Source organism: Streptococcus intestinihominis, assembly GCF_046824975.1.
Classification (GTDB): domain Bacteria; phylum Bacillota; class Bacilli; order Lactobacillales; family Streptococcaceae; genus Streptococcus.
Genome location: NZ_JBKQBL010000002.1, coordinates 192,257 through 204,555, shown reverse-complemented (window position 1 = coordinate 204,555; position 12,299 = coordinate 192,257). Strand labels below are relative to the sequence as shown.

The window sequence follows — 12,299 nt, the reverse complement described above, 5'->3', positions numbered from 1 at the left end:
GCCTTGATTGCTGATCTTGCTGATATTTTAGCCAAGCCAGAGCGTGTAGTTGCGATTATCAAGGAAGAATTGGACGAGGTCAAACGGAAGTTTGGAGATCCACGTCGGACAGAATTGATGGTAGGAGAAGTTCTATCACTAGAAGACGAAGATTTGATCGAAGAAAGCAATGTTTTGATCACTCTCTCTAACAAGGGCTACATCAAGCGATTGGATCAAGATGAATTTACTGCTCAAAAACGTGGGGGACGTGGTGTTCAAGGTACAGGGGTCAAAGATGATGACTTTGTCCGTGAATTGGTTTCTACCAGCACCCATGATCGTTTGCTCTTCTTTACCAATAAGGGACGGGTTTACCGTCTGAAAGGCTATGAAATCCCTGAATACGGCCGTACAGCTAAGGGACTTCCAATTGTCAACTTGCTCAAGTTAGATGACGGAGAATCCATTCAGACCATTATTAACGTCGCTCAGGATCGTAGTGAAGACGCTTATCTCTTCTTTACAACGCGCTCAGGTTTGGTAAAACGGACCAGTGTAGCTGAGTTTGCTAATATTCGTCAAAATGGCTTGAAAGCTCTTAACCTTAAAGATGAGGATGAGCTGATCAACGTCTTCCTCACAGACGGAAATACGGACGTAATCATCGGGACCAAATTTGGTTATTCTGTTCGCTTCAAAGAGTCTGTTGTACGGAACATGGGTCGCTCGGCAACTGGTGTTCGAGGTGTCAACCTTCGCCCAGGCGATCAAGTGGTCGGTGCAAGTGTGATTACAGATCAAGATGAAGTATTGATCATCACTGAAAAGGGATACGGTAAACGCACGCGTGCAGATGAGTATCCAACAAAAGGACGTGGTGGTAAAGGGATTAAAACTGCTAATGTGGCTGATAAGAATGGTCCTCTAGCCGGTCTCATGACTGTCAAAGGAGATGAGGATTTGATGATTATCACCAATACAGGTGTCATGATTCGTACTAGCGTCGCTAATATTTCTCAAACTGGACGTTCGACCATGGGTGTGAAAGTGATGCGTCTGGATCAAGATGCCCAAATCGTAACCTTTACAACGGTTCAAGCTGACGATAAAGATGAGTCAGACACTGAAACGGAAAGTGAAGGGTAGGATAAAAAATGGCTTCAAGAAGAAAAAAGAAGAAAACAAGCTTACGCAATCGCTTGATTAATATCTTTGCTACCTTACTAATCCTTTTGTCTATTGCCTTGATCTTTAATGCTCCGATTCGGAACATGATCATGGTGTGGCATACCAATCAGTATCAAGTCAACAAGGTATCGAAAAAGACAATCGATAAGAATAAAGATGCCAAGACTAGCTTTGATTTTAAAGAAGTCAAATCGCTTTCTACAGAATCTGTTATCAGTGCCCAGTGGCAGGCGCAGAAGTTGCCTGTTATTGGGGGGATAGCAATCCCTGAGTTGAAGATGAACCTTCCGATTTTTAAAGGCTTAGATAATGTGGGACTCTATTATGGGGCAGGTACCATGAAAGAGGACCAGGTTATGGGGGAAAGGAATTACTCCTTGGCTAGTCACCATGTCTTTGGTTTGACAGGGGCAAATGAAATGCTCTTTTCTCCATTAGAACATGCCAAAGCTGGAATGAAAATCTATATCACTGATAAGGAAAAGGTGTATACCTATGTCATCAATTCTGTTGAGACAGTGACACCAGATCGGGTCGATGTCATTGCAGATCGTGAAGGGGTAAATGAAATCACCTTGGTGACCTGTGAGGATGCCGCAGCAACTTATCGTACGATTGTAAAAGGTACTTTGGAAACTTCAGTAGATTACTCAAAAGCACCAAATGATATACTGGAAGCTTTCACAAAATCTTATAATCAAATGCAATTATAATCAACTTAAAAAGAGAGGTCCTTGACCTCTTTTTTTAATGTAGACAAATTGTTATGTTACATAAAACAGCTTGATGATTTTCAAAAAATGACTTTTATTTTTACTCATTTAAGAAGAAGCAAAACTTTCCGCTGTGAGAAAAGTGCCTGAAACACTGTTAATTCAGGCACTCGGAATTATTGAGAGTAAAACAGTTTGGGGAACTGTTTTAGCCTGAGCCAAGAAATTAAAGAGCGAAGAGACTCAATAATTAGTCACGGAACTTCTACGAAGTTCGCTGACGTCCGTACTCACATAAGGAAAGTTTTTTAAATTACTTTGTTTTCAATCTGAAAAGAGGTCCCTGCCCCCTTTTTTTCTGTTAATTTTCTGCCAACTTGTAAGAGGATAGTCATAAAATGTTACCTGACTGACATATTTTTGCATGCTTTCTATTTTATAATAGAAGAGTGATAGAAAGAAACTTGGAGGAACCAAATGTGCACAGAAGATATCTATACTTTGTTAAGAAACTTCTATGGCTTACTGGTCAATGATTTCCCCAAAACAGGTCTCATTACCAAGGGTATCTACGAAGTTGAACAGGTCTTCGAAACCATTGAAAACCTTCCTGATGATCAAGAACACTTAATTCGATACGAAATTCGTCAATTTCTTGCGTCTTTGGAACAAGTGCAAGAGTGCTATAAAATTAACTTCTCAAATGAAGAAACTCGAATTCTTGAAAACTTAAGAGAAGTAGTTTGTCCAATTTAATTTATACAGAATCGTCCTTTTTCCTCCTCAATTGCGAATTATTAATTGAGGAGGTTTTTTATGTATCATATTGTATTTCAAGAATCAGGTCTCTTACCTAGAGAACGTTTGCTAACAGAAGGACCTGATAAGCTCAGTCATCAAGAATTGCTGTCCATCTTATTACGGACGGGGAACAAAAATAAACCAGTCTACGAGATCGCTCAGGACCTGCTGGGCTCACTAAAGAGTTTAAAAGAACTGGCTAGTATGAGTTTTCAGGAGTTAAAGGAAGTTCCAGGAATTGGGAAAGTTAAGGCCATTGAGCTGTTAGCTGCTATTGAACTAGGGAAACGAATACAGACTTCTGAAGTGATTGAAACGGAACAAATCATGAGTAGTCAGAAGCTGGCAAAAATGATGCAACAAAAAATAGGCCATGAGAAACAGGAACATTTATTGGCCCTGTATCTGAATACCCAAAATCAAATTATCCATCAGCAAGTGATCTTTATCGGAACAGTCAATCGTAGCATTGCAGAACCGAGAGAAATTTTGCACTATGCCATCAAGCATATGGCGACATCCTTAATCTTGGTTCACAACCACCCGTCCGGGATCATTCATCCCAGCAAGAATGATGATGGCGTCACCCAACAAATGATTGAAGCCTGCAATTGTCTAGGAATTGTTTTTCTGGACCATCTGATTGTCTCAACTGATGATTACTATAGCTATCGGGAAGAAACAGATTTATTGGTATAGAAAAAGAGAGTGGGACAGAAATCGGTAATTCGTTAGAATTCGATTTCGTCATCCCACCTCCGCACAGTTGAGTAGGGCTGTAAAAGCTGATGAAATCAGCGTAGTAGAGCCCACTCAACCACTGCGTCTTGCTCGATCATCCAAAGACAATTGAGAGGCTAGGACTTTTGTCCCAGCCTCTTTGCTTATCATGAATTTTTACGCATAAAGTAGAGAAGGGTTTGCAGTTCACTGGTTAGGTCGACATATTGGACTACCACATCTTTTGGAACTGTTAAGTGTACGGGAGAAAAGCTAAGGATTCCCTTGATACCAGCTTCAACTAATAAATCTGCAACTTCTTGAGATTTTACACTTGGAACGGTTAAAATGGCTGTTTGAATCTCTTGTCCCTCAAGTTTTTCTTTTAGTGTGGAGATCCCGTAAATCGGTATACCATCTTTACTTTTAGTGCCGACTAACTCATGATCATCCGTATCAAATGCCATGACAATTTTCATTTTGTTTCGCTCATGGAAGCGATAGTGAAGAAGGGCACTCCCCATATTTCCAATCCCGACGATAGCAACATTGGTGATGGAGTTATCATTCAAGAGATCGGCAAAGAAGTTCATTAACTTTTTGACATCATAACCAAAACCACGTCGTCCAAGCTCTCCAAAGTAGGAGAAGTCTCGACGAACAGTTGCGGAATCAATCCCGATGGCTTCAGCAATCTGTTTTGAATTTGCTCGCTCGATTTTCTCTGCATTAAAGCGTTTAAAAATGCGGTAATACAAGGAGAGTCGTTTGGCAGTAGCACGAGGAATTGGATTAGTCTTATCTTGTTTCACAATATCACAACCTTTCAAATCTATTGTATAAAAAGTTTGTGAAAAAAGCAACTATCTTCTACTAAAAAAACACCAAAATGGTGTTTTCTTTGTTAATTGGAATTTCTTAAACTCTGATCGAACTGAATCAGATAGCGATAAAAGTCACCGATTTTTCCAGTGAAAGGTAAGGTATGCTCCTTGTAGGTAACAGAAACAACCTGATAGGAATCTGGAATGGTCACACAGCCTGAGAAGGCTAATAGACAGTGATCGATGTTATCGTAGCTAACCTGACGTTCTTTTTGGTATGCATCCAAATAGGTGAGGACTACAGGACCATTGGTCATTAGTTTTCAATCCTTTCAAAGATTTCACGTTCAACTAAACTGTCCATGAGGAAGTAGAATTTTTGTTGGATAATCTTGTTTTCTGGGTTTTTAAAAATATTTACCAAACGAAGGCCTGACTTGTCAGTAATGTTAATTTTAAATCCTGTTAAATCCTTATTGATGATAATTTTTAACTTAAAGCCATCTCCGCTATTTGGAATAGCTTCTAACAAACGATTTAATTCGTAGTTCCCGACCTTTGTTTGTGCAAAGGTATTGTCGCGTAGGGTATATTTTTTAATATTTGGATGGATTGCGTATGTGTAATCGCAGTTTGGTAATGAGACAGATGTTTCAAATGCCATGTAATTCTCCTAAAATTTTGTGTATAGTTGTTATAAAAGTATCGACCTCAGCAGTCGTATTGAATTCGGATAAACTAATGCGAATAGATTCCTTCAAGCGGGGTGAATCTTCGCCGTAATAAGCTGCAAGGACATGACTTGGCTGAACAGTCCCCGCAGTACAAGCAGAGCCAGTTGAGACTGAAATTCCCGCCATATCTAAACGTAGCAGTAGGATATCATTGCTGATACCAGGAAAGCCAATGTTCAAGACATGAGGAAGTTTGGAGTCTGTGCTATTCAGATAGAAATCTAAATCTTCTAGGCCAGTTAGGATACGATCAGATAAGCGCTGAATATACTGATAATTTGCGTCTAACTGATCAGTTGCTTCTTTGAGGGCTTGAGCCATTCCTGCAATTGAAATCAAGTTCTCTGTACTAGCTCGACGCTTGTCTTCTTGGTCACCTCCGTGTAAGAGATTGAAGAAGTCAGGCTTTTTAGCATAGAGAAAACCAACTCCCTTAGGTCCGTGAAATTTATGGGCCGATGCGGTTAGAAAATCAACTCCTAGCTCTTCAGGGGCTACAGCAAGTTTACCAACGGCTTGAACTGCATCGACATGAAAAGCAGCAGGATGGTCTTTTAAAAGGTCTGAAATGTCCTTGATAGGCAAGAGATCACCCGTTTCGTTGTTGGCATACATGGTAGATACTAAAATTGTATCGGGACGAAGTGCAGCTCGAATATCTTCAGGTCGAATCTTTTGATCGACCGGTTGAATGATGGTTACTTCAAATCCATATTCTTGGACCAAGTACTCAATTGGTTCCAGAACGGCATGGTGCTCAATAGCCGTGGTAATAATATGCTTCCCTTGCTGTCTATGTTTGAGACAGTAGCCCTTTATAACTGTGTTATTGCTTTCGGTCCCGCCAGAAGTGAAGATAATCTGTTGACTAGAGGTCTTTAAACAAGTTGCAACGCCTTCCCTAGCATCTCTAAGAATCTTTTTCGCTTGACGACCATGGGAGTGGAGGCTAGAGGGATTTCCGAAACTAGTTTCCATCGTTTCTGTCATCACCTTGATTACTCCTGGGCTTAGGGGAGTGGTTGCCGCATTGTCAAAATAAATCACGCCATCACCTTATTTCTTGTGGTATGCAAAGAGTGGACTAACTGGTTTTCGCTCTTGGATACGAACAAGAGCATCTCCAATCAATTCACTTGCAGTAATGTATTTTACATTTTTTGGTTTTTGTTCTTTGGTTGCTACAGAGTCTGTAACCAAAATCTCTTTAATCGGTGCTTGATCCAGTAGGTCTGCGGCTCCCTTAACGAAAAGTCCGTGACTAGAAACGGCATAAATCTCAGTGGCGCCGTCGCGTTGAACAATTTTTGCAGCCTCAGAGAAGGTTTTTCCTGTATTTAGAATATCATCGATCAGGATTGCTTTTTTACCTTTAACATCCCCGATGATGTAGCCCTCGTCACGGCTAGAATCGTCTTGGGCGTAGTCGATGATAGCAATTGGGGCATCTAGATATTCTGCAAGATTGCGTGCGCGTTTCACTCCAGAATTTTTAGGGCTGACAACCACTACATCTGAACCGGTTAAACCTTGTTTGATATAGTGATCAGCAAATAGAGGAATCGTGAACAAGTTGTCTACTGGGATATCGAAGAAGCCTTGTACTTGAACCGCATGAAGATCGAGGGTTACAACACGGTCTACCCCTGCCTTGACAAGCATGTTGGCAACTAATTTTGCTGTAATTGGTTCGCGAGGAGCAGCAGTGCGGTCTTGACGAGCATACCCAAAGTATGGAAGGACCACGTTTACGGTATGGGCACTTGCTCGTTGGCAAGCATCTACCATGATTAACAATTCCATTAAGTGATTGTTCACTGGGAAGCTAGTAGATTGGATGATGTAAATATCATATCCACGCACACTTTCTTCGATATTAATTTGGATTTCACCATCTGAGAATTGACGTGAAGAAAGCTTTCCGAGTGGGATGCCAGCAACTTCCGAAATTTTTTGTGCAATTTCTTGGTTGGAGTTGAGTGCGAAGAGCTTCATATTGTTTTTTTCTGACATGTGTTTGATCCTCATTTAGATATTTTTGTCTAGTCTTATTTTAGCAAAAAAATTCAGTAATTTCAGCTTTTTAGCAAACTTTGAGCCAATCTTGCTACTTTACTTTTTGCTGGCTTGTATTCAATTTGTTTTTCCTTGAGAAATTCGTGAAAATAAGTTTCATCTGAGGCGTCATCTACCTCCATCTCCAACTCATAGTCCTCGATAGAGTTATAGCGACTACGGTCAAAAGCTAATAATCCTTTAGGGATTCTTTTCTCCCGTCTCTCTGTTTCTAGACTTCCCCAGACATCTAAGGAAGTTAGAGGAATGTCTAAAGCAGTGAGAAAGCTGGCAATCTCACCTTGAGGGAGTTTCTTCTTGGAGAGAAAGGCTTCTACTTGTTCAAAAGTAAGGGCTTGATTGTATTCAAAATGTCCCGCATCTTGCGGTACTTTAAGGGTTAGCTCAGCCCGATCAGCTAAGGTACGAATTCGCAAGGCCATCCGATGATTCCGGATAGCTTGGTCGGGCGTGTCAATATAGTGATTGGTTTGTCGGATAGGAGGTTGGTCCTTGAAAAAGTCTTCTAGAGAATGGTACTCTTCTTTGGTTAGTAAGGTTTTAAATTCAATTTCTAAATGATTCATAGCTACGTCCTTTTCTTTCGTTTGCAAGCTCTTTATGATATAATAATAGATGTGTTTATTTTATACAAAAAACTTTGAGATGACAAGGTGATTCAATGGCGATTGATTGGGAAAATTTTTTAGATCCCTATATCCAAGCAGTTGGGGAGTTGAAGATTAAACTTCGTGGGATAAGAAAGCAGTATCGCAAACAACAAAAGCATTCCCCAATCGAGTTTGTGACCGGTCGTGTGAAGCCGATTGAGAGTATTTTCGAAAAGATGGAACGCAGAAGTATATCTGAAGAGAACCTGGCTCAAGATATGCAAGATATTGCTGGTCTGAGGATCATGGTTCAATTTGTAGATGACGTAGACGAAGTCCTAGAAGTCTTGCGGAAGCGTCAGGATATGCGCGTGGTTCAAGAAAGAGACTATATTCGTCACAAGAAATCAAGTGGGTATCGAAGCTATCATGTAGTGGTAGAGTATCCAGTAGATACCATTAATGGCTATGAAACGATTTTGGCAGAGATTCAGATTCGTACTTTGTCTATGAATTTCTGGGCCACCATTGAACACTCATTAAATTACAAATATAAAGGAGATTTTCCGGACGAGATTAAGAAGCGTCTTGAAGTCACCGCGAATTTGGCTTATCAACTCGATGAGGAAATGGGTGCCATTCGTGATGCCATTCAGGAGGCGCAAGCTCTTTTTGATCCAATGCATCGTAAATTAAACGATGGCGTCGGAAATAGTGATGATACAGATGAGGACTACAGGTAAAAAGGTTTCGATTATTCGGAATCGAAAACGCCAGAGCGAAGAGGTTTTTCAACAACTTCGTTATAAATTAAAAAAGAATAATTTTATCTTAACTGAGAAGCATCCGGATATCGTGATCTCTATCGGTGGGGATGGTATGTTGCTCTCGGCTTTTCATAAGTACGAGAGTCAATTAGATCGGGTTCGTTTTGTTGGAGTGCATACGGGGCATCTTGGATTTTATACGGACTATTTAGATGATGAGATTGACAAGTTGGTAGAAAATCTCAAGTTCGATACAGGTGCCAAGGTATCTTACCCAATCCTTAATGTCAAAGTGACCTTTGATAATGGGGATACGAAGATTATGCGAGCCCTTAACGAAGCGACAATCAAACGCAGCGATCGAACCATGGTGGCTGATTTAACCATCAATGGCGTTCATTTTGAGCGATTCAGAGGGGATGGCATTACGGTTTCGACCCCTACAGGTAGCACAGCTTATAACAAATCTTTGGGAGGAGCTGTTCTTCACCCGACGATTGAAGCGCTTCAGATTGCTGAAATCGCTAGTCTGAATAATCGTGTCTATCGAACTTTGGGGTCATCGATTATTGTTCCCAAAAAAGATAAGATTGAAATCACTCCTAGCCGGCCAGGTTTTCACATTCTCTCTGTTGATAATTCAACCTATTCCTATCGAAATATCGCCCATATCGAGTACCAGATTGATAACCACAAGATCAATTTCGTAGCGAGCCCAAGCCATACCAGTTTCTGGAATCGGGTCAAGGATGCCTTTATCGGAGATATTGACGAATGAGGTTCGAGTTTATTGCAGATGAACATGTCAAGGTTAAAACCTTTCTGAAGAAACATCAGGTTTCAAAAGGCTTATTGGCCAAGATCAAGTTTTCTGGAGGCCAGATTTTAGTCAATGGCGTCGAACAAAATGCCATTTATCTTCTGGATATCGGAGACAAGGTAACGATTGATATTCCCTCTGAGGAAGGTTATGAAGCCTTGGAAACCATTGATCGTGATTTGGAAATCTTGTACGAAGACGATCATTTCTTGGTTATCAACAAACCAGCAGGAGTGGCATCCATTCCTAGCTCCCTTCATTCCAATACCATTGCGAACTTTGTCAAGGGTTACTATGTTCGCAATCAGTATGAAAATCAGCTCGTTCATATTGTCACCCGTTTAGACAAGGATACCAGTGGGATCATGCTTTTTGCCAAACATGGCTATGCCCATGCTCGCTTGGACAAACAACTTCAGGCTAAGACGATTCAAAAACGTTACTTTGCCTTGGTAAAGGGGGAGGGTGAGTTGCCAAGCAAGGGGGATATCATTGCTCCCATTGCGCGAGATGAAGACTCCATTATTACCCGAAAGGTAGCAAAAGGTGGCAAGTATGCTCATACTAGCTACCAAGTTGTCCAGTCTTTTGGTGATATTCATCTAGTGGATATCCAGTTGCATACAGGCCGCACCCATCAGATTCGCGTTCATTTTTCTCATATTGGTTTTCCACTTTTGGGAGATGATCTCTATGGAGGTTCGTTAGAAGATGGGATTCTTCGACAAGCCTTGCATTGCCATTCCTTGGCTTTTTATCATCCTTTTTTGGAAGAGGAGCTCCGAATTGAAAGCTCTCTGCCAGATGATTTTAGCCGAGTCTTAAAACAGTTATCAAATATTTAATTTTTTTCAAAGGAGAAACTCATGGAAGTTTTTGAAAGCCTCAAAACCAACCTCGTTGGTAAGAATGCTCGTATTGTGTTACCAGAAGGGGAAGAGCCTCGTATTCTGCAAGCAGCAAAACGGATTGTAAAAGAAACAGACGTTACACCTGTCTTGCTTGGTAATCCAGATAAGATTCGTATTTACCTTGAAATTGAAGGAGTTTTGGAAGGCTACGAAGTTATCGACCCCCATTCTTACGCAGGCTTTGATGAGATGGTAGCTTCCTTGGTAGAACGTCGCAAGGGTAAAATGACAGAAGAAGAAGCGCGTCAAATTTTGCAAGACGATGTCAACTACTTTGGTGTTATGTTGGTACATCTAGGAATCGTTGATGGTATGGTTTCAGGTGCGATTCACTCAACAGCTGCAACTGTTCGTCCAGCCCTTCAAATTATCAAAACTCGTCCAAATGTCAAGCGCACTTCAGGTGCCTTCCTCATGGTTCGTGGTTCTGAACGTTACTTGTTTGGAGACTGTGCGATTAACATCAATCCAGATGCTGAAGGCTTGGCTGAAATTGCCATCAACTCTGCTATCACAGCCAAGATGTTTGGTATCGATCCGAAAATCGCCATGTTGAGCTATTCAACCAAAGGTTCTGGTTTCGGTGAAAGTGTTGATAAAGTTGTGGAAGCAACAAAAATCGCTCATGAACTTCGTCCAGACCTTGAAATTGATGGGGAATTGCAATTTGACGCTGCCTTTGTACCAGAAACAGCAGCATTGAAAGCTCCAGGAAGCAAGGTGGCAGGACAAGCCAATGTCTTTATCTTCCCAGGTATTGAGGCGGGTAACATTGGGTACAAGATGGCAGAACGTCTCGGTGGCTTTGCTGCAGTAGGACCAGTTTTGCAAGGCTTGAACAAACCAGTAAATGACCTTTCTCGCGGATGTAATGCAGATGACGTTTACAAATTGACCTTGATCACAGCAGCTCAAGCTGTGGAACAATAAGAATGATTGAAAGGTTTAGGGATTTCCTAGGCCTTTTTATGGTAGAGTCAGAATCTCTAAAGTAGAAGTCATTCTGTGGTATACTAGGAATATGATGGATTTAAAAGATTACGGGATTATCATGTGGGAGGAGGAAAAAATTGCCTCTTTCCGAGAAAAATTATTAGCCTGGTATGATGCCAATAAACGGGATCTCCCCTGGAGACGGACACAGGATCCTTATAAAATATGGATCTCAGAGATTATGCTCCAGCAGACACGAGTGGATACCGTGATTCCTTATTATGAACGTTTTTTAGATTGGTTTCCGACCATTGCTGATCTGGCTCAAGCCCCTGAAGAAAAACTATTAAAAGCTTGGGAGGGCTTGGGCTATTACTCTAGGGTCCGCAACATGCAGAAAGCTGCCCAGCAAATCATGGAGGACCATGGGGGTGTTTTTCCATCAAGCTATGAGGCTATCTCTAAACTCAAGGGAATTGGACCTTATACAGCTGGTGCCATTGCCAGTATTGCTTTTGGCTTTCCAGAGCCAGCAGTGGATGGCAATGTCATGCGGGTTTTAGCTCGTTTGTTTGAGGTTGACTACGATATCGGAGTTCCGACTAATCGTAAGATTTTTCAAGCCATGATGGAAGTCTTGATTGATCCAGAGCGTCCGGGTGATTTCAATCAGGCTTTGATGGATTTGGGCTCAGATATCGAGTCCCCAGTCAACCCACGGCCGGAAGAGAGTCCTGTCAAGGAGTTTAGTGCGGCCTACCAACATGGGACCATGGATCGTTATCCTATCAAGGCACCTAAGAAGAAACCAGTACCAGTCTATCTTACAGCCTTTATTATCAAGGATAGTCAAGGGCGCTACTTGCTGGAAAAAAATGAGCGAGAAGGACTCTTGTCAGGCTTCTGGCATTTTCCCTTGATTGAAGTGGATAGTCTATCTGAGAACCTGGGCCAATTGTCTCTGCTGGACGAGAAAGAACAAGCAGAGGGAAATCTAGAGATTCTCTCCTTTGAACAGGACTATGACTTAGTCATTGATTGGCAAGAGAGAACTTATCCCATGGTCCAGCATGTCTTTTCGCACCGCAAGTGGCAGGTTCAACTTCGTTACGGCCTAGTAAAAGAAGGAGAGCAAGCAACTAGTGAATCGACTATTTGGTTAAAACCGGAAGAATTTTCGGCCTATCCTTTTGCCAAACCCCAGCAGAAGATTTGGACGACTTTTACAGAAAATGAAAAT

At 41.4% G+C, this 12,299-nt stretch carries 15 protein-coding genes; 9 read left to right on the top strand and 6 right to left on the bottom strand.

Translation table 11 applies throughout. The features are described from left to right. The 4 genes from ACLOR3_RS04325 to radC all read left to right on the top strand — a co-directional run. A partial coding sequence (locus ACLOR3_RS04325; RefSeq protein WP_412037019.1) for a DNA gyrase C-terminal beta-propeller domain-containing protein occupies positions 1–1,128 on the top strand: 1,128 nt, incomplete at its 5' end. Positions 1,129–1,136: 8 nt separating this feature from the next. Then, the gene (locus tag ACLOR3_RS04320) at positions 1,137–1,883 is read left to right on the top strand and encodes a class A sortase (RefSeq protein WP_411400293.1); all 747 of its coding nucleotides are present in this window, start codon (positions 1,137–1,139) and stop codon (positions 1,881–1,883) included. A 477-nt stretch (positions 1,884–2,360) separates the two neighbouring features. Next, the gene (locus ACLOR3_RS04315; protein ID WP_129269090.1) at positions 2,361–2,639 is read left to right on the top strand and encodes a porphobilinogen deaminase; all 279 of its coding nucleotides are present in this window, start codon (positions 2,361–2,363) and stop codon (positions 2,637–2,639) included. Between the two features lie 60 nt (positions 2,640–2,699). Further along, positions 2,700–3,383, top strand: coding sequence for a RadC family protein (gene radC, locus ACLOR3_RS04310; RefSeq protein ID WP_411400294.1), 684 nt, complete (start codon positions 2,700–2,702; stop codon positions 3,381–3,383). A gap of 188 nt (positions 3,384–3,571) precedes the next feature. On the opposite strand, the gene ACLOR3_RS04305 is transcribed toward radC, so the two are convergent. From ACLOR3_RS04305 to ACLOR3_RS04280, 6 genes are all read right to left on the bottom strand, one after another. Continuing rightward, positions 3,572–4,216, bottom strand: a complete 645-nt coding sequence (locus ACLOR3_RS04305) for a redox-sensing transcriptional repressor Rex (RefSeq protein ID WP_129822082.1) — start codon at positions 4,214–4,216, stop codon at positions 3,572–3,574. A gap of 92 nt (positions 4,217–4,308) precedes the next feature. Next, entirely contained in the window at positions 4,309–4,545 is a 237-nt protein-coding gene (locus ACLOR3_RS04300; RefSeq protein ID WP_048715932.1) for a DUF4649 family protein, read from the bottom strand. After that, complete coding sequence (locus ACLOR3_RS04295) at positions 4,545–4,892, bottom strand: DUF1831 domain-containing protein (RefSeq protein ID WP_129822080.1); 348 nt, start codon at positions 4,890–4,892, stop codon at positions 4,545–4,547. The genes ACLOR3_RS04300 and ACLOR3_RS04295 overlap by 1 nt, the downstream gene beginning before the upstream one ends. Then, positions 4,882–6,009: a cysteine desulfurase family protein gene (locus tag ACLOR3_RS04290; protein WP_411400295.1), complete on the bottom strand. Its 1,128-nt coding sequence runs from the start codon at positions 6,007–6,009 to the stop codon at positions 4,882–4,884. Before ACLOR3_RS04290 ends, ACLOR3_RS04295 begins: the two co-directional genes overlap by 11 nt. 9 nt (positions 6,010–6,018) lie before the next feature. Continuing rightward, positions 6,019–6,975, bottom strand: a complete 957-nt coding sequence (locus tag ACLOR3_RS04285) for a ribose-phosphate diphosphokinase (RefSeq protein ID WP_129822078.1) — start codon at positions 6,973–6,975, stop codon at positions 6,019–6,021. 62 nt (positions 6,976–7,037) lie between these two features. Next, positions 7,038–7,604 carry a CYTH domain-containing protein gene (locus tag ACLOR3_RS04280; protein ID WP_129269102.1) on the bottom strand — a complete coding sequence of 189 codons (567 nt, stop codon included), beginning with the start codon at positions 7,602–7,604 and terminating at the stop codon, positions 7,038–7,040. A gap of 95 nt (positions 7,605–7,699) precedes the next feature. Between ACLOR3_RS04280 and yjbM the strand changes: the two genes are divergently transcribed. From yjbM to mutY, 5 genes are all read left to right on the top strand, one after another. Continuing rightward, a complete protein-coding gene (gene yjbM, locus ACLOR3_RS04275; protein WP_411400296.1) occupies positions 7,700–8,371 on the top strand; it encodes a GTP diphosphokinase in 672 nt (223 codons plus the stop codon). Next, positions 8,355–9,173 (top strand): NAD kinase, encoded by an 819-nt coding sequence (locus ACLOR3_RS04270; protein ID WP_281281320.1) that lies wholly within the window; start codon positions 8,355–8,357, stop codon positions 9,171–9,173. Before yjbM ends, ACLOR3_RS04270 begins: the two co-directional genes overlap by 17 nt. After that, entirely contained in the window at positions 9,170–10,060 is an 891-nt protein-coding gene (locus tag ACLOR3_RS04265; RefSeq protein WP_411400297.1) for an RluA family pseudouridine synthase, read from the top strand. Before ACLOR3_RS04270 ends, ACLOR3_RS04265 begins: the two co-directional genes overlap by 4 nt. A 21-nt stretch (positions 10,061–10,081) precedes the next feature. Continuing rightward, positions 10,082–11,056, top strand: coding sequence for a phosphate acetyltransferase (gene pta, locus ACLOR3_RS04260; protein WP_023023173.1), 975 nt, complete (start codon positions 10,082–10,084; stop codon positions 11,054–11,056). Positions 11,057–11,147: 91 nt separating this feature from the next. After that, on the top strand, positions 11,148–12,299 hold a 1,152-nt coding region (gene mutY, locus ACLOR3_RS04255), incomplete at its 3' end, for an A/G-specific adenine glycosylase (protein ID WP_411400298.1).